At 52.6% G+C, this 16,518-nt stretch carries 13 protein-coding genes; 6 read left to right on the forward strand and 7 right to left on the reverse strand.

All coding sequences use genetic code 11. The features are described from left to right. Window positions 1–42: 42 nt before the first annotated feature. From topA to KIS77_18625, 5 genes are all read left to right on the forward strand, one after another. Window positions 43–2,607, forward strand: a complete 2,565-nt coding sequence (gene topA, locus KIS77_18605; GenBank protein MCW5924341.1) for a type I DNA topoisomerase — start codon at window positions 43–45, stop codon at window positions 2,605–2,607. A gap of 99 nt (window positions 2,608–2,706) precedes the next feature. After that, entirely contained in the window at window positions 2,707–3,063 is a 357-nt protein-coding gene (locus KIS77_18610; protein MCW5924342.1) for a hypothetical protein, read from the forward strand. A 4-nt stretch (window positions 3,064–3,067) separates the two neighbouring features. Continuing rightward, on the forward strand, window positions 3,068–3,499 hold the full coding sequence (locus tag KIS77_18615; protein ID MCW5924343.1) for a hypothetical protein: 432 nt from the start codon (window positions 3,068–3,070) through the stop codon (window positions 3,497–3,499). A 14-nt stretch (window positions 3,500–3,513) separates the two neighbouring features. Continuing rightward, entirely contained in the window at window positions 3,514–4,524 is a 1,011-nt protein-coding gene (gene holA, locus KIS77_18620) for a DNA polymerase III subunit delta (GenBank protein ID MCW5924344.1), read from the forward strand. Between the two features lie 7 nt (window positions 4,525–4,531). Next, the gene (locus KIS77_18625; GenBank protein ID MCW5924345.1) at window positions 4,532–5,911 is read left to right on the forward strand and encodes a LysM peptidoglycan-binding domain-containing protein; all 1,380 of its coding nucleotides are present in this window, start codon (window positions 4,532–4,534) and stop codon (window positions 5,909–5,911) included. Between the two features lie 6 nt (window positions 5,912–5,917). Here KIS77_18625 and KIS77_18630 read toward each other — a convergent pair whose 3' ends face one another. Together KIS77_18630 and ffh are read right to left on the reverse strand one after the other, a co-directional pair. Next, entirely contained in the window at window positions 5,918–6,655 is a 738-nt protein-coding gene (locus tag KIS77_18630) for an outer membrane beta-barrel protein (protein MCW5924346.1), read from the reverse strand. Between the two features lie 189 nt (window positions 6,656–6,844). Further along, on the reverse strand, window positions 6,845–8,197 hold the full coding sequence (gene ffh, locus KIS77_18635; GenBank protein ID MCW5924347.1) for a signal recognition particle protein: 1,353 nt from the start codon (window positions 8,195–8,197) through the stop codon (window positions 6,845–6,847). Window positions 8,198–8,416: 219 nt separating this feature from the next. On the opposite strand from ffh, the gene KIS77_18640 reads away from it, so the two are divergent. After that, window positions 8,417–9,055, forward strand: coding sequence for an oxidoreductase (locus KIS77_18640; protein ID MCW5924348.1), 639 nt, complete (start codon window positions 8,417–8,419; stop codon window positions 9,053–9,055). 100 nt (window positions 9,056–9,155) lie between these two features. On the opposite strand, the gene KIS77_18645 is transcribed toward KIS77_18640, so the two are convergent. From KIS77_18645 to KIS77_18665, 5 genes are all read right to left on the reverse strand, one after another. Beyond that, window positions 9,156–9,629 (reverse strand): T9SS type A sorting domain-containing protein, encoded by a 474-nt coding sequence (locus tag KIS77_18645; GenBank protein MCW5924349.1) that lies wholly within the window; start codon window positions 9,627–9,629, stop codon window positions 9,156–9,158. Between the two features lie 1,136 nt (window positions 9,630–10,765). Beyond that, window positions 10,766–13,522 carry a T9SS type A sorting domain-containing protein gene (locus tag KIS77_18650; GenBank protein MCW5924350.1) on the reverse strand — a complete coding sequence of 919 codons (2,757 nt, stop codon included), beginning with the start codon at window positions 13,520–13,522 and terminating at the stop codon, window positions 10,766–10,768. Between the two features lie 555 nt (window positions 13,523–14,077). Beyond that, a complete protein-coding gene (locus tag KIS77_18655) occupies window positions 14,078–14,557 on the reverse strand; it encodes an Lrp/AsnC family transcriptional regulator (protein ID MCW5924351.1) in 480 nt (159 codons plus the stop codon). Window positions 14,558–15,060: 503 nt separating this feature from the next. Further along, entirely contained in the window at window positions 15,061–15,816 is a 756-nt protein-coding gene (locus KIS77_18660; protein MCW5924352.1) for a succinate dehydrogenase/fumarate reductase iron-sulfur subunit, read from the reverse strand. 41 nt (window positions 15,817–15,857) lie between these two features. Then, window positions 15,858–16,484 carry a hypothetical protein gene (locus KIS77_18665; protein MCW5924353.1) on the reverse strand — a complete coding sequence of 209 codons (627 nt, stop codon included), beginning with the start codon at window positions 16,482–16,484 and terminating at the stop codon, window positions 15,858–15,860. Between the last annotated feature and the right edge of the window lie 34 nt (window positions 16,485–16,518).

A 16,518-nucleotide genomic window follows, 5' to 3' on the forward strand; every position in this document is an offset into this window, starting at 1 on the left:
ACCCCCAATGACCTTTAATGACCCTCAATGACGATTTAAATTATGACAAAAAAACTCCTCATCGTAGAGTCGCCAGCAAAAGCAAAAACGATTGAAAAATATCTCGGCGGCGATTTTAGCGTCAAATCCTCATACGGACACATACGCGACCTCGAAAAAGGCAATGACCTCGGCGTGGACGTGGACAACAACTATCGCCCCAAATACGTCATCCCGCCCGACAAAAACAAGACGGTCAAGGAGTTGAAGGAAGCAGCCAGCAAATCCGCCGAGGTATGGCTCGCCACCGACGAAGACCGCGAGGGAGAAGCCATCTCTTGGCACCTCGCGGAAGTGCTTGGGCTGGATGCCGCCAAAACGAAGCGCATCGTCTTCCACGAAATCACCAAGCCAGCTATTCAAAAAGCCGTGCAAAACCCGCGCACGGTGAACATGAACGTGGTGAATGCCCAGCAGGCGCGCCGTGTGCTCGACCGCCTCGTGGGGTGGGAGCTCAGCGGATTGCTGTGGAAAAAAGTGAAGGGACAACTCTCCGCTGGCCGCGTGCAGTCCGTCGCCGTGAAACTCATCGTGGAGCGGGAGCGCGAGATTCAACAATTCAACGTCACGCCTTTTTTCCGCGTGACCGCTCAATTTTTCGCCAAAAACGCGCAAGGAAAAGTCGTCACTTTCAAAGCGGAAAGCCCCACGCGATTCGACGACGCGGCAGGCGCAGCGGCGTTTTTGGAAAAATGCATCGGAGCCAACTACGCCGTCGGCAACATAGAGGTGCGCCCCACCCGCCGCAAGCCCGCCCCACCGTTCATCACCTCCACCCTCCAACAGGAGGCCAGTCGCAAACTTGGCTTCTCCGTGAACCGCACCATGTCGGTCGCCCAGAAACTCTACGAACAAGGGTTCATCACCTATATGCGTACCGACTCCACCAACCTGTCAGAAACAGCCTTGCAAGCCATCGGCGACGAAATCCTGAAGCAATTCGGCGAGCGCTACCACCAGCGCCGCCAATTCAAGACCAAAAACGAAAGCGCACAAGAAGCCCACGAAGCCATACGCCCCACCTACATCGAACGCCAAAGCATCAGCCCCAACCGCGACGAGCAACGCCTCTACGAACTCATCTGGAAACGCGCCATGGCCTCCCAAATGGCCGATGCCGAACTGGAAAAAACAACCGTTGACATCGGCATCAGCACACAGCCCGCGGCGCAACTGGTGGCCGAAGGCGAAGTGCTCAAATTCGACGGCTTCCTCAAAGTGTACATGGAAAGCTCCGACGAGGAAGACGAAGAAACAGCGGGCATCCTGCCGCCCCTGACCAAAGGCCAACAGCTCGACCTCGACGAGATGACGGCCACCGAGCGATTCACCCGCCCGCCCGCCCGCTTCACGGAGGCCAGCTTGGTGAAAAAACTCGAGGAACTCGGCATCGGCAGACCCTCCACCTACGCGCCCACCATTTCAAAAATCATGGAAGAAAATCGCGGCTACGTCGTGCGCGACAGCCGCCCCGGAGAAGAGCGAGTGTTTCAAATACTGACCCTCAAAAACAACAAAATTGCCCAAACAAAAAACAAAGAAGTCACCGGTGCCACCAAAAACGTGCTCTATCCTACCGATATGGGCATGATAGTGAGCGATTTCCTTGAAGACAACTTCGGAAAAATCATGGACTACGGCTTCACCGCCAAAGTGGAAGCCGAATTTGACGACATCGCCGAAGGGAAAATGGAATGGCCGCGCATGATTGACCGCTTCTACCGCCCCTTCCATCAGGATGTGGAAAAAACACTCAAAGAAGCCGAGCGCGCGCAGGGCGAGCGCATCCTCGGCAAAGACCCCGAAACCGGTCGCACCGTGCTCGTCCGCATGAGCACGTTGGGCAAGCCCGTCATCCAAATCGGCACGCGCGAAGAGCTCGCGCCCAAAGAAAAACCTCGCTACGCCAATCTGAGACCCGGCAAAAACCTCGAAACCGTGGCCCTCGAGGAGGCGCTCGAAAGCTTCCAAATGCCGCGAACACTGGGCGAGCACGAAGGCCAACCCCTCGAAGTGAACACTGGGCGCTTCGGCCCCTACGTCAAACTCGGCAACCTTTTCGCCTCCCTCGCAAAAGGCGAAGACCCCTTCGACATCACCTACGAGCGCGCCGTCGAACTCATCGAGGCAAAAAAGCAGGCCGACAAACCCGTCGGCCATTTCGAAGGCCAACCCATCACCAAAGGCAAAGGCAGGTTCGGCCCGTTCATCAAATGGGCCGATTTGTACGTCAACCTGCCCGCAAAGGTCAACTTTGACCAACTCACCGAAAAACAAGCCATCGAACTGATTCAGCAAAAAATCGAAAAAGAGGCGAACAGATACATTCACCACTGGCCAGAGGAGAAAATCAGCGTCGAAAACGGTCGCTGGGGGCCGTTCATCAAATTTGGCAAGGCCATCGTCAAACTGCCCCGCGTCGAAGGCGGCAGCATGACCGCCGACCAAGCGCGTTCGCTTTCTTTGGCCGATGTGAAGGCGATTATTGAGAAAGAAATGCCGGGGGCGTTCGATGCCAAAAAGCCCGCAGCAAAGAATGGCGGAAAAGCAGCCGGAAAAAAGAAGTGAGGGAGGATGTTGATTGGAGTCGCAAAATTTGAAGCCCGTTGAACAAGCTACAGGTTTTGTGCTTACTTTTGTCCAATCGCAGTTCGACAACCATCAACCATGCAAGTAGAAGCAAGATATCTTATCGAACAATCTCGCGGCTTTATCGCCGAAGACAATATCAGCAAAGCCGTGAAGACACTTCGCCTCGTTGCTGATTCCTTTGGGATAACAAAGACAAAAGAGGAGTTGGATGAAATCGCTTCCAGATACTATGATTTAGAAATCTACATCACGGCAGGCACTATTGACGAAGACTTCTCGTCGGTGCAAAAAAGCCGTATCAGGCAAAGACTTTTGCAAATATCAAATGAGTTGGCCATTCAATTGAAGCACGAAAAACTTGATGTGGAAGTAAAGGTGAGAGGCCCTGTCGAAAAGCAAGTGACCGACTGGTTGCAAACCTTATTTGCTTGATTGGATGGAAAACAAGCCCGTAAAAATTGTTATCGAATTGCCCCCCGAAAAGGCAGCGCAGCTGTACGAGCGTTTCAAGGATGTCTTGGCCAAAGAAGAAGCATTGCGCCTCTCCCTAGAATTTTCGGAAATGGCTTCGCTACCGATTCCAGCACCTGCCCATCCCGAAGATAAAATCCTTCAAACTGTGATTCTTGAAGTTAAAGCGTTGCTTTCCACCGACTTGGACAAGGCCCTGAATTACTTGGGTCAGAAGCTCAAGCAAAATTCAGAGCTTCACGACGACTGGGTTAAACTCTCCGCAAGATACAACCGTGTAAAAAAGGCTGCTCTCCAACAAACCATTGATTTCCACGAAGCAGAACAGGAGTACGCGAAAATTGACACAGCCATTATTTATCTGGCAAACGGTCTTCAGCGAGAACATCTCCGTTGAAAAATTTCCCCACCATGACTTTCGACGAAATCCTCCGCGACATCAAGGCCCGGCAATTCCGCCCCATCTACTTCCTGCACGGGGAAGAGCCATTTTTCATAGACCAAATCGCCGAGGCTATAGAGGCCGGCGCCTTGCCCGAAGCCGAAAAAACCTTCAACCAGACCATCCTCTACGGCAAAGACACCGACCACCTCGCCCTGCTCGACGCGCTGCGCCGCTACCCCATGATGAGCGAGCGGCAAGTCGTCGTGCTGCGCGAAGCCCAAGAAATGAAAAGCCTTGCCGAACTGACCAGCTATTTTGAAAACCCCATGCAGAGCACCGTGTTCGTGGTGTGCCACAAGCACAAAAAAGCAGATTTGCGCACCAAATTCGGCAAAGCCTTGCAGGGAAAAAACGTCGCGCTCTTTGAAAGCAAAAAACTGTACGACAACCAAGTGCCGGAGTGGATTGCGAGCTACTGCAAAAGCCAAAAACGACCCATAGAACCACAAGCCGCAGCCTTGCTCGCCGAATACCTCGGCACCGACCTCGCCAAAATCGCCAACGAACTCGACAAACTCTCCCTCAACCTCCCCGCCGAAACCGCCATCAGCCCCGCCCATATCCAGGAATTTGTCGGCATCAGCAAGGACTACAACGTGTTCGAGCTGCAAAAAGCCTTTGCCGTGCGCGACCTCCCTAAAATCGCCCGCATCCGCGAACACTTCGCCGCCAACATCCGCAAAAACTCGCTCATCGTCACCATCAGCAGCCTCTTCGCCTACTTCTCCAAAGTCTATATGCTTCACGCGCTCAAAGGAAGCCCCGACGCGGAATTGCTAAAAGCACTCGACCTGCGCTCCGACTGGTTTTTGAAAGAATACAAAATCGCCGCCAACAACTACTCCCTACCGCAAACCATCCGCGTGATTGCTTTGTTGAAAGAATACGACCTGCGCTCAAAAGGCGTGGACACCGACACAACAAACACCGGCGAAGCAGAGTTGATGAAAGAGCTGTTTTGGAAAATTCTAAATTGAAAATCGGATGTCAGTCAATACTTACCAAGTAGTCAGAGGCGACACCCTATTCGGTATCGCCAGAAAATTCGGCCTCACCGTCGAACAACTAAAATCCCTCAACGGACTCAAATCCGACAGCATCAGCGTCGGTCAAGTGCTGAGGGTCAGGGCACAAAGCACCCCCACGACACCGCCGCCGCCCGTCACCCCCACCCCACCACCCACGACACCCGTCACCAGCGGCAGCGGCACTCAGCAATACAGAGTCGTCGCCGGCGACACGCTTTTCGCCATCGCCCGAAGATTCAACATGAGCGTTGACGAGCTGATGCGCATCAATAGCCTCCGCACCACCAGCCTAAACATCGGGCAGATATTGCTCGTCAGAGGGCAAGGCACCACCACGCCCACCACGCCTACGCCCACCACGCCGACCACCCCAACACCACCCGTCCAAACGGGCGGCAACTACCTGAGCGCCCGACAGCAATACAGGGTGGAGACCCGCCAAGAAGCCGGATTTCGCCGATACTTCCTCACAGTGCCCTTATTCAATGGGCGCCAAGTGGTAGCCAGCATGCGCGACAACCTCACCATATCCATCCACATGGTTTATCCGCACGGCATCATGTATGCAGGGCAGTCGCACATCGAATTGAGCGTGGCCACCATACAGGAAGTCGGGCTGACGCTCGCGCAGGCAAGAGCACTGCAATACGTCTCCACGCACGAGGGCAGTTTCGATGCCATCAACAGCTACGACAAGGCGATATTTTCCTACGGATTCATCCAATTTGCGGCAGCGGCAGCGGTCGGCTCCAGCCTCAACCACCTCCTCGCCAGCATGAAAGCCAATGCGTCGCTCGCATTTCAGAACATCTTTCAGCGAGTGGGCATTGACACGGAAGGCTTTGGCCGAAACGCCGTCGTCACGGTACTCGACGAGAGTGGCACGAAGCGCAGCGGCGACGAGGCTTGGTTCTACATCCAACGCAATGTGCCGCTCTATGGAGCCTTTGTGCAGGCAGGCTTTGAGCCGTCGCTCGTGCGCGAGCAATTGCGCATGGCCAACGAACTCTATGTGCAGCCCGCGCTCAATCACCAGCTCAACCTGAATGTGGGCGGCATCAATATCGTCGTCCCACGATTGAGCGACATCCTCAACTCCGAGGCCGCCATGACCATCGTCATAGCTTTGGCCATCAATCAAGGCAACGGAGGCATGAGCCGCACCGTGGCCGAAGCCATGTCGCGGGTCGCGACCCACCACCGCCTCAACTCCCTCAACGAGCTCCGCCAAATCAACCAGCGTCAAGTGTTCGACACCATCGCATCCACCACCTCCGACCAGCGCGTGCGCGACCGAGTGATGGGCGTGGTGAATGCGGGGTTGAGTTTTGCGTGAGTCGTTCTATCGCAAAATATTGTGGCGGAGGGAAATGGCGAGGCTTTGCATCCAGAAGGGAATGCCGTTGTAGGGATTAATGCAGTCGCATGCAATGATAGCCATCGGTGGGGCAGACCAATTCCAATAAGTCAGCTGTTCGCGGCGCAATAGTCCCGTAAATTCTAAACCGATAGCGGTCCTTTGTTCCATCCTATAATGCAAACCCGCAATCAAAAAAGCCTGTAAAAGTGTGCCTTCACCGAATCTCCTCACCGGGTCACTTTGCCATTGGGTCACAGGATTTTGGGAGTCACTTTCCATTCGGGTCATCATTTCCGAACCCAACACGACATTCAATGCTGCGCCGGCATTCAGTACCCACTTTCCGTTTTTCTTTGGTGAAAACAGAATTTGTAGCGGCGTAATCAGGCTTTGCGCGTTGATATTTCTTGTCATTTTTGTAGTGGCGGGTAAAAATGACGAAAAGGGCTCGGCTCCATTTCCTCTTTCTTCATACCTTGAAAAATTGTATAGCAAATCCAGCGAGAGCCTAAAGTGTCCTCCCAACCGCCTTGAAACGAAAACTCCATAGGAACTGGAAAAGCCTGCCGGGTAGTCATAAGCCAATCCTATCGTTTCCTTCTTTTCATGCGGCATGGTAAATGTCCCCGCCTTCACGGCAAAGCCCAACTCGAATTTTTCCTGCGCGAACAGCGCAACGGTGGATAGCAAGAGCAACGGTAGGAGGTAGAGCTGTTTCATTGCAACGGAAATTTTGTTTTGAAGAAAGACTGGCAACAAGGCACATATAGTTGGGTCAAGAAGATGTCTTTCGCATACTACCGAACATCGTTTTTCAAAAAACACGGCAGCCCGGCGATTCTCCGCAATCGCCGGGCTGCTATCATGCTGGCCCCAATCAAGTACCTCAAAAACACAGGCAACGGCTCATCACCTGAACCCGCCCTTTTGTGGCATACCCATACCGGGCGGCATACCCATTTTGCCCATAGGCGAGTTGGCCATTTGGTGCATCATCTTGCGCATTTGCTCAAAATTCTTGACAAACAGGTTGATTTGCTCCAGCGTCTGGCCACAGCCGCGAGCGATGCGTTTCTTGCGGGAAATGTTGAGTAGGTCGGGGTTGGCGCGTTCTTTTGGGGTCATGCTCTGGATGATGGCTTCCACCCGCACCAGCGCCTTGTCGTCAATGGGCGCGTCTTTGAGCGCCTTGCCCACGCCCGGTATCATGCCGATGAGCGACTTGAGGTCGCCCATTTTCTTTATCATCTGCATTTGGCCGAGAAAATCGTTGAAGTCGAACTTGTTCTGCTTCATCCTTTTTTCAAGGCGTTTGGCTTCTTCCTCGTCGAACTCGCGCTCGGCCTTTTCTACCAGCGACACGATGTCGCCCATGCCGAGGATGCGCTGCGCCATACGGTCGGGATAGAACACATCGAGCGCGTCCAACTTTTCGCCTTCCGAAACAAACTTAATGGGCTTGCCGACGGTGTATTTGATGCTCAATGCCGCCCCGCCCCGTGTGTCGCCGTCGAGTTTGGTCAGCACCACGCCGTCAAAATTGATGCGCCGATTGAAGGCTTCGGCGGTGTTCACCGCGTCCTGACCCGTCATCGAGTCCACCACGAAGAGGGTTTCGGTGGGGTTCAGCGCTTCCTTGAGTGCCGTCACTTCGTTCATCATCGCCTCGTCCACCGCAAGGCGCCCAGCGGTGTCCACGATGATGACGTTGTGGCTGTTAGCCTTGGCGTAGGCCACTGCGTTCTTGGCAATCTCGATGGGGTTTTTGTTCTCTATTTCCTTGAACACCGCCACCTTGATGCTATCGCCCAACACAGTCAACTGGTCAATGGCTGCCGGGCGATACACGTCGCAGGCCACGAGCAGGGGGTTCATTTTGCGTTGCTCTTTGAGGTATTTGGCGAGCTTGCCGCTGAAGGTTGTTTTACCCGAACCTTGCAAACCCGCCACCAACACGATGCCGGGATTGCCTTTCACGTTGATGCCGACGGACTGCCCGCCCATGAGCTCGGCCAGTTCGTCCATCACGATTTTGACCATCAACTGGCCGGGGTTCACGTTTTTCAGCACGTTCTCCGTGCCCAACGCCTTGTCCTTCACCTTGTCGGTGAATTCCTTGGCAATTTTATAGTTCACGTCAGCCGCGACGAGAGCACGGCGGATTTCCTTGATGCTTTCTGCAACGTTGAGCTCGGTGATACGGTGGCTGCCCTTCAAGACTTTGAAGGCAGCATCCATGCGGTCGCTTAAACTTTCAAACATATTTTTTTTGCGGTGGAGTGTGATGGTTGTAAGTAGCGGGCAGCAAAGGTAGGGCGAAATTCATTTTGCCAATAAGAACAAAACAGGATACGCTGGGGTTGTCGGGAATTTATAGGATTTGCAGCTCAACCGAACATATCGAAAGTCTGTTGGCAGTGCACAACCATTAGGCAATGCCGGAAGATTGTCGGCGTTACCGTTGGGATATACATATTTTCCATGAAAAAAACAGCCCTCCTACTCGGCGCCACAGGCCTCGTCGGCAGCCATATTTTGCAACAATTGTTGGAAAACCCACACTACGACCTTGTGGTCGCCCTCACCCGCCGCCCACTTGAAATGCATCACCCCAAACTGCGACAAGAAACCCTCGATTTCGACCATCCCGATGTCTCAAAAGTCCGGGGCGACGACCTCTTTTGCGCACTCGGCACCACGCTGCGCAAGGCAGGCTCGAAAGAAGCGCAATACCGCATTGACTGCGCCTATCCCTTTGAAATCGGCAAAATCGCGCGGCAAAATGGGGCGCGGCAATACCTGTTGGTATCCTCCGTTGGTGCGGATGCGGCTTCTTCCAATTTTTATTTGAAAACAAAAGGCGAGTTGGAGGAAAAAATACGAGGCTTGGACTTTGAGCACTTTGTGTCGGTGCGCCCTTCTATTCTGCTCGGCGAACGCGGTGAGTTTCGGTTGGGCGAACGCGTAGGCATCGTGTTGGCAAAAATGTTTGCTCCGCTCATTCCGCGGCGCTATCGGGGCATCCAAGCGGAAAAGGTGGCGCGGGCATTGATTGCCAGAGCGAACGATGGTGGGGTGGGCATGGAAATATTGGAATCGGAGGCATTGCATGGGTTTTGATGCAGACAGCTGCCCTTGTTGGAGGGACACCCACATCAGCACCTTACTTCAATGTCGCGCCCGGCACATCAACAAATCGCGCAACCGTCAATCCCCTCCCTCACCGCACCACCGCCAGCCCCCGCACCACCGCCTCGCCAGTGGCCGTTCGGATGTGCAGAAAATAGATGCCCGGCACATAGCGCGACACGTCGAGCTCGGTGCCGACACGCTCGGGCGCGAGCGCGAGGTCTTCCACCCAGCGGCCCATGGCATCGAACACCCGCAGCGAGCCGCCCTCGCAGTCGGGCAGCTCGATTTGGGCGAGGCGCTGCGCCGGGTTGGGGTAGATGCGGATGTTGCCGGCGCACTGGGGCGGTGGCGGCGTGGTGTCCTCCGGCGGTGGCGGGCCGTTGATGCCGAGCGTGTCGCAGGGGCTGCCCTCCGCGTCGAACAGGCGAAAATGGGGGAAGTTGGGGGGGGAGAAGCCATGGTATGTTGGGATTGGGTAATGCTGCTCCAAATTACAATCTAATCCCTTATTATCTGGCGTGTGGATTATATGCCAGTATTTCACGCCAAAGGTACATGTCATATATATCTTATTATCGGGAGCAAGTTGCATTTGATAGAAAGTAGTAGGCAGAGCATCCTCAAAACCATCGTAAACCCCAACCACTTGTCTGCTTTTGGATATGTTGACAGACTGTAGGTCAAACTGGTATAGTTTTAACGTGTTTGATGCGTACAAAAATCTTGAGGTTGAAGAAAACGCTACTCCGCAACCCCCAATTGTATCATTTGGAAAGGTGATGCGTACAGGATTGGATAACAATCCAGCACATCGGTCGAAGTTAAAAATTTGAAGTCCCCCAAGAGGGGTGTGATTGACATATTTGGCGCCATTTGGAGAGAATGCAGCTTGGACCCCCCATCTAAAATTCTTTATTGGTTCGCCTATCTTTTGAATAATAGGTTTGCCTATGCCCTCTGGAGATAGTAAGAAAGTATAGTATTCAGCGGTATTATATCGTGGTATCAAAATCCACCAATCCCTGCCATTGCCATGTCGTACAGCCGTCAGCATATCGCAAAAAGTATCGTGATAAACAAAGTTATTCTTTGATAGTACTGCCCCAAACCCATCATCCCCAGAAATATCAACAATTGAGTAAAGTAAATCTAATATGTATTCGCGTGAGATAGTATCTGATTTTCTTAAATGCAATAAAACATACTGATTGGGCATATCAGGAAAAGGAAGAATCAAGACACCCTGATGCGTTGAGTATCCGTATGGATATATGTTTGATTTGCATTCCTGTTGAAATGATAATCCACCAGCATTTATATCATCTCCGTTAATCATTTTTTTGTGATTTTTATTTATTATTTCACATCCATTTGTATAAAACAACAATTTACCCGTGCTATCGGAAATAGCTGCGTTAGCATTTAACTTAACACCGATATCAAAATAATAGTATTCCGTGGGTTCTGTATTAAAATCAACCAAAGTGCCATTGTATTTAGGATTAGGGAAATTTATATCGGCAGGATAGCCTAATACCCAATTATAGTCAAATTTTATTTGCGCGGTAGCCATATTTTGGCCTATCACTAACAGTAAACAAAAAAGTTTTTCAAGTTTCATTGTCTTTAAATTAAAAGGAACCCACTAGTCATAGCCTGTCTCATCGGACATGCTATGACTAGTGGGTTCAGTTAAACTTAGTGAGCGATGCTGATTTTGGTGGTCGAAAAATCGCCGGACGAAAATTGGCAGTTGAGAAGGTACAGGCCCTGCGAGAGCGTGCCCGTGCCAATCCGCAAAGAAGAGCTGCTTATGTTGCCCTCTCGGACGATTCGCCCCGACATGTCCCTCAATTGCCAGCGCCCCGTCGTGTTGGCGGGGAACAGCACCTCTACCTGCCCGTCGGCAGGATTGGGCATCACCCTGATTCCAACAGGCGTTTTCGTCTCCGATGCCGCGAGCGGGCGGATGCCGCAGTTCTCATCCCAGTCCTTGTCCAAGTAGTCCACGCCCTCCCCGTGCGCCAGCCACAGCGGGGCGCGACGGACGCTGATGCCGCCGATTGCCGGGCACTGCGCCGCAATGTCGCGCAGCGTACCGTAATCGCTTTCCTCGAGAGAATCTCCCCGAGCGTGACGAATCGCGATGACAAGGATGTCTTTGAGGTTCTTTTCATAGTCTTGCGTGTCGGGCAGGCTTTGTGCATAAGTGAGGGCTGACTGAAGGGCGGGCAACACGGTCGAGTATGCTTGTTCGCGCAATTGCTGCAAACTGTCGGCAGCCACCGCGAGCAGGTCAAAAACATCGGCACGCTGTTGAGCGATCTGGGTGTCGAAAGTGGTGGTGTCCTGCGCCTGCAACTCGTCGAGGATTGCAATGCTGTCGAGCAATGCCTGAAAATGATTCCCGGTGTTGGCAAACGCGGCATTGAGGCTGTTGGAGAGCGAGTATGCCTGGTCAAACAGGTTTTCGGCATACGCAAACCGCCACGGCGAGGTTTCGGCGGTTTCGTTCGCGCTCAGGTAGTTGGCCGCAGTCGGCTCTTCCGAAACGATTTCGGCGTGGCGCATCAGCTTGTAAAGCAGCAACCTGCGGGTGTCCCAGTTGTCGGTCTCCGCGTTCGGAAACGAGGTGCTGTCCAAAAACGCCCACTCCTTTTCTGTGATGACCACACCACCTACGCCACAAACGTTATTAGAACCTTCGAGTGAGAAGAACCATCCACTAGTAGGAAGGACAGTAATAGGTTTGTCATCTGGAATAGTATTGTCATCGTCATAAAAGAAGAGAAAACCGGGACTCCCGCCTTGATATTCCGCGCCACGGTTGACATAAGTGGAGCCAACCCACCTGTTCTCGAAGCGGTCTTGGTCGGGCAGGGAGGCATCCGACCTGCAATACAGCCCATAGCCCGCATCGCCAATCAGGTTCCTCACAAGGCGTGTGTTGCCCAGGCTGCCCCCACAAAAAAGGTTGTGATGGTTTTCCTCAAGGCGGTTTTCGCAAACCCAGAGCGAAAACGGGTTGTTTGACAGTTGAATGCCCGCCTTTAAGTAAGACTTGCCGTTGCTATCGTCCAACTTCGACCAAATATCATTGTCAATGATAAAATTGTTCGAGCCCATCAGGTCTTGAGCGATGATGCCGAGGGAGCGCAATGCCGCGATAGTCGCCGTAGGAGGTGCGGAGGGCTTCCAAGAGAGGAGGTTTTTGTCAATCACGTTGTAGTTGTTGCCTTTTCCCGCGATGCGGATACCATGTATGCGCGGCCAGGTTCGAGTTACCTCGATGGAATTGGCGCTGATTTCCGCAGCATCGAAAGCGTCCACCTTGCCCAACACGTCTATGACTAGCATGGAGTCTTTTGGGTGCCCGCCATCAACGACAAACGAGTTTTGACGTATCAGGGTGTTGGTCGTTTCGGGCCCGCTCGGCGGTCGTTCCACAAAAATCCCGCTGATGGTCTTCGCGCCATTCAAATGAAAAATGTTGTTGGTCACCCGAATCGGGCTGGTCAGGTTGATGCTCTTGATGCAATTGATGCCGTAGCGTTGAGGGCTGTTGAACCTAGCCCCGCTCACCGAAAGGCCGCGCGTGCTTCTCGAAAGAATAGAAGAAGTGTAAGCATTGAAAAACACGCAGTTTTGATTGCCAGCCCCTCCTACCGCCACGGTTGAGTTGTTGGTAAAAATATCAGTGCCGCTATATGCATCGCCAGCTGTGGCATCGTAAGCATTGTTGTTGAAGCTACAATTGGCAATCGTCATGGTCGCGTTGTTGACGTAAATCCCGCGCCGATAGCCGGATATTTCATTGCGAGCGCTGGCGTTGGAAGCTATATCTACTTTGGCCACTCCGAACACCATGCCCATCCACAACAGGGAGCCATCGTAAGTGACGCCGGGTGGCGGAGGCAGAATAGGCCCGATGTCCCGCTTTATCACATTGCCCGCAAAAACGGCAGGGCGAAATAGTCCCGGGCCTATGAAGTAAATGCCTATCATGTTGTCGTAAAGGAAATTGCCCGAGAGGATGGAACCGGCAATATTCGCGTTGCTCGTGAAATGAAGAGCTATCCAAGCATCCTCTATTCTTGCGCCGACCATCTCAATGCTCGCCCCATTCTGTATTCTTATGCCGCCCCACATCGAAAGAGCCGAGCAGCCCAGCATTTGTGTGCCGCTCCCAATGGAAGCGACCACGCCGCTTCCCTGCGCGACAATCCTTGCCCCGGGACTCATAAGGAAAGTCAGCCCGTTCAGCGTGATGGACTGGTCAATGGTGAGCACCCCGGTCACGTTGAGTATCGTCCCAGAGGGCCAAGTGCCGCCTCCGGGAAAAATGTCGGATACGTTTTCACTGCCGATAGTGACATCTATGGCGTAACCGCAGAATGTGCCTTGTGCCGCCAAATCTTGACGCAGACTCGGCAAGAGAAACATTATGGCAGCCATCAGAAAATAATTTGAAAATAGCGGGGCAAAAATTTGCCCGTGTGTGTGTGTGTAGATGGGCGGGTTTGAAATAGACTGTTCATTTTTTTTGACTGTTTTTGATGAAAGAATGAGAGCGAGGTTCATCGCGTGTGCGATGAGGGGGTATATTCACAACAACACAGTAAGGAATACGGGAAGGATTAAAAAGGAGGGAGCAGGCCTGCCCGGCATCGCGCCCGTGCGCACTTTCGAAGACGCAACACCCTTGCAAATGTCGGCAAGCCGACGGTGAGAGGCAAGGGGAGGCGGAAAAACTTAACATTGGGGAGAATGGCGGCATGGCACACTTGCCGCCGCTTGCTTGCCAATCGGTGCCGGAGAATCTTGAAACGCCGCCGTTGGTTGGGTTTGCGCCAGAAATGGCAGGGTGAAATATTTTCGTGGGGGCCCAGAAAAATCTCCAAGCATAGCCTGTTTCGCCCCTTCGGGGTAATCTGCAATCGAAAAATGCCAAGCGGCTGCCGCACTTGCTTGCGCGACAGCCGCTTGGCATTTTCAAAAAGATTTTTGTACTTACTTTTCGTCGTAGTTGTACGGCAGAATCTTCGAGTCTTTCACGGTGGAAAGCGTCATCAGTGTTTTGAGGCGCTCGATTTCTTCGATTTGGCTAATGGTTTTGAAGAGGAGCTGCTCATATGTGGGGATGTCTTTGCAAATGATTTTCATCAAGAAGTCAGCCTCGCCAGTGATGATGTAGCACTCGGTCACCTCGTCAATCTCTGAGATTTTTTCAAGGAAGTTGTTCAGGGCATTTTCTTTCTTCCATGCCAGCGATACCAGCACAAAGGTTTTCACGTTCAGACCCATCTGTTGGGGGTTCACCTGCGCGTGGTAGCTTTGGATGATGTCGCTCTGCTCGAGCTTTTTCACGCGCTCCAAGGTGGGGGCAGGGGATAGGCCGATTTTTTTGGAAAGGTCGAGGTTCGTGATTTTGCTGTTTTCCTGAAGGATTTTCAGGATTTTAAGGTCTATTTTATCCAGTTTCTCTGACATGGCGAGTCGTGTTGTGAAATTTTATTTCGGTGTTCAAAATTTGCCCAAAGGTAGGACAGGGAAAAATTATGTGCAAGTGAATTGCCAAGAAACCTTTGTAAATTTTGTTAACAAAGCGTTTTTGTCTTTTTGCGCCCCAAAGATTTGGCTTTCAGGCGACAGTTTTTATGATTTCACCAAAAATTATTTGTTAAAAATAAGGCGAAACACCCTTAAAAATGAAAAAAGGCCGAATCAGCGGTTGTTGGAACGTTGGCACCAAACAAAACCTGCTGATTCGACCTTTTCCTCGTTGGGGATTTCGCACAAGGCAGCCTTTTGCAAGGGCATAAGCCAATAGGGCGAGCTTTTTTTATCCCATTTTTGCAAAAACTTAGGTGCGGGGAGGGAGGTGCAGGGTTGTTTCATTTTCTTTGAAAAAGTATGCACCTCAAAAGCAAGTTTCACAGTCTTCTACCCTCCACCGTCTGCCTTCTACCCTTCACCCTCCTTCTACCTTTTTGTCAAGCCATTTCTTTCTCTGAGGCAAATACCGCCGCGAGGTACTCTCGATTCATGCGAGCGATGTTTTCCACCGAGATTTCCTTTGGGCATTCGGCTTCGCAGGCCGTTACGTTGGAACACTTGCCAAAGCCTTCTTTGTCCATTTGAGCCACCATGGCCAACACGCGCTTTTGGCGCTCCACCTGACCTTGTGGCAAGAGCGCGAGATGGCTGATTTTGGCGGAGGTGAAAAGCATGGCGGAAGCATTGGGGCAAGCCGCCACGCAAGCGCCACATCCAATGCAGGCTGCTGCGTCGAACGCCCGCGAGGCCGTCTCTTTCTCGATGGGGATGGCATTGGCATCTTGCGCCTGACCGGTGTTGACACTGACGTATCCTCCGGCCTGAATGATGCGGTCGAAGGCGGAGCGGTCCACCACCAAATCCTTCACCACCGGGAACGCCTGCGCGCGGAATGGTTCTATCACGATGGTGTCGCCGTCGTGATAGTGGCGCATGTGCACTTGGCAGGTGGTGGTGCCTTTCATCGGGCCGTGTGGGCGCCCGTTGATGACGAGGGAGCAAGTGCCGCAGATGCCTTCCCGGCAGTCGTGCTCGAAGGCTACAGGGTCCTCGCGTTGGCTGATGAGCTGTTCGTTGAGCACGTCGAGCATTTCGAGGAATGACATGTCAGGGTTCACGTCGGGCAGTTGGTAGGTGACGTATTCGCCTTTGTATTGGCCGCCTTGGCGCCAGATTTTGAGCGTTAAGCGCATATTTCGCAATGGTTGATTTACTGATGATTGGATGTTTGCCTTTATTTTGGTTCGGTTATTCTCACGACGGGCGAGCAGTTGTCGAGCAGCAGGTTGCCATTTTGTTGCTCGAAGCCCTCCGCGTAGTAGGCCATTAGGTTTATCTCATCAAAATCGGCCACCGTGGGGCGCAAGGTAAAAGTGTAAAGCGTCCATTGAGAATGTCCCACGGGAACACTTTGTGCCAGCAGTTCCTCTTGTTGCGTCTCTGCATTCACGCCCCAGATTTTGAGCACCGTCGGGCTGTTGTAACGGGCTTCTTTTCCCGTCAATTTTGAAATAGAGATGAACCCATTGGAACGCGCCAGCCAGACGCTGAACGTGTAAGCCGAATCTTTTTTCAAAAAACCGCTGAGCCGCTGCCCCACCCCTTCCCATGTGCCCACGTCGCGCACTACCAACCCCAAATACACCTTGCCATGCTGAGCGGGCAACTCGACACCGAAGTGTCCGGGCTGAATGTCGGGGGGCGTTTCAGTGGGAGCGCCCATGTCGAGCCAATCCGTTGGCACCACCCCTGCTCTTGGCCTGTCCTTCTCAAAGGATGGGTTTTTGAGTCGCAAGGTGTCTTGTCCGCTTGCCTTGCCCCAAAAAAAGAGCAGTATTGTGAGCAAAAGACAGTTTTTCATGGCGCCTGCTAAAAGTTCCTGCGAATGTCCGTGT

The sequence above is a fragment of the Saprospiraceae bacterium genome, from assembly GCA_026129545.1.
In the GTDB taxonomy this organism is placed as follows: Bacteria; Bacteroidota; Bacteroidia; order Chitinophagales; family Saprospiraceae; genus M3007.

Bases quoted from the DNA above. Each gene is read 5' to 3' on its own strand.
- KIS77_18650 (MCW5924350.1), bottom strand. From the start codon at position 13,522: ATGGCTGCCATAATGTTTCTCTTGCCGAGTCTGCGTCAAGATTTGGCG.
- KIS77_18640 (MCW5924348.1), top strand. From the start codon at position 8,417: ATGAAAAAAACAGCCCTCCTACTCGGCGCCACAGGCCTCGTCGGCAGC.
- KIS77_18615 (MCW5924343.1), top strand. From the start codon at position 3,068: ATGGAAAACAAGCCCGTAAAAATTGTTATCGAATTGCCCCCCGAAAAG.
- KIS77_18645 (MCW5924349.1), bottom strand. From the start codon at position 9,629: ATGACATGTACCTTTGGCGTGAAATACTGGCATATAATCCACACGCCA.
- holA (MCW5924344.1), top strand. From the start codon at position 3,514: ATGACTTTCGACGAAATCCTCCGCGACATCAAGGCCCGGCAATTCCGC.
- ffh (MCW5924347.1), bottom strand. From the start codon at position 8,197: ATGTTTGAAAGTTTAAGCGACCGCATGGATGCTGCCTTCAAAGTCTTG.
- topA (MCW5924341.1), top strand. From the start codon at position 43: ATGACAAAAAAACTCCTCATCGTAGAGTCGCCAGCAAAAGCAAAAACG.
- KIS77_18660 (MCW5924352.1), bottom strand. From the start codon at position 15,816: ATGCGCTTAACGCTCAAAATCTGGCGCCAAGGCGGCCAATACAAAGGC.
- KIS77_18625 (MCW5924345.1), top strand. From the start codon at position 4,532: ATGTCAGTCAATACTTACCAAGTAGTCAGAGGCGACACCCTATTCGGT.
- KIS77_18610 (MCW5924342.1), top strand. From the start codon at position 2,707: ATGCAAGTAGAAGCAAGATATCTTATCGAACAATCTCGCGGCTTTATC.
- KIS77_18665 (MCW5924353.1), bottom strand. From the start codon at position 16,484: ATGAAAAACTGTCTTTTGCTCACAATACTGCTCTTTTTTTGGGGCAAG.
- KIS77_18630 (MCW5924346.1), bottom strand. From the start codon at position 6,655: ATGAAACAGCTCTACCTCCTACCGTTGCTCTTGCTATCCACCGTTGCG.
- KIS77_18655 (MCW5924351.1), bottom strand. From the start codon at position 14,557: ATGTCAGAGAAACTGGATAAAATAGACCTTAAAATCCTGAAAATCCTT.